Origin of the sequence: Streptomyces sp. XY431 (assembly GCF_001279805.1) — a bacterium.
Classification (GTDB): Bacteria; Actinomycetota; Actinomycetes; order Streptomycetales; family Streptomycetaceae; genus Kitasatospora; species Kitasatospora purpeofusca.
The window spans coordinates 1-326 of sequence record NZ_LGDO01000379.1 but is presented as its reverse complement, the minus strand read 5'-3'; the positions used below and the strand labels follow the sequence as shown (position 1 = coordinate 326).

The 326-nt window shown below is 69.9% G+C and carries 1 protein-coding gene; it reads right to left on the bottom strand.

Features of this window, described 5'->3' with window-relative positions:
- A partial coding sequence (locus tag ADK60_RS46975) for a peptidoglycan-binding protein (RefSeq protein WP_234371256.1) occupies nucleotides 1-326 on the bottom strand: 326 nt, incomplete at both ends.

Genomic DNA, 326 nt, shown 5'->3' with positions numbered 1-326 from the left:
GGTCTGCGACCACTGCGGCCCCGGACCACTCGTGTACTTCCCGCAGCCCTCCTCGACCAGACGCTGGCCCATCGCCGTCACGATCGGGCTGTTCGGGTTGCTCTGGAACCAGGCGGCACCCGGGAACGGCTCGTAGTCCACCGGCTGGGGCTGGACGCCGATGTCGGGGACCTTGAGCTGGTCCCAGGTGGTGCGTCCGGGCCAGCCGTCGGCGTTGGCGCCGGTGAAGCCGAGCTTCTCCTGCCAGGCCTTGTAGGAGGCCTGGTCGGTCTGCGACCACTGCGGCCCCGGACCACTCGTGTACTTCCCGCAGCCCTCCTCGACCA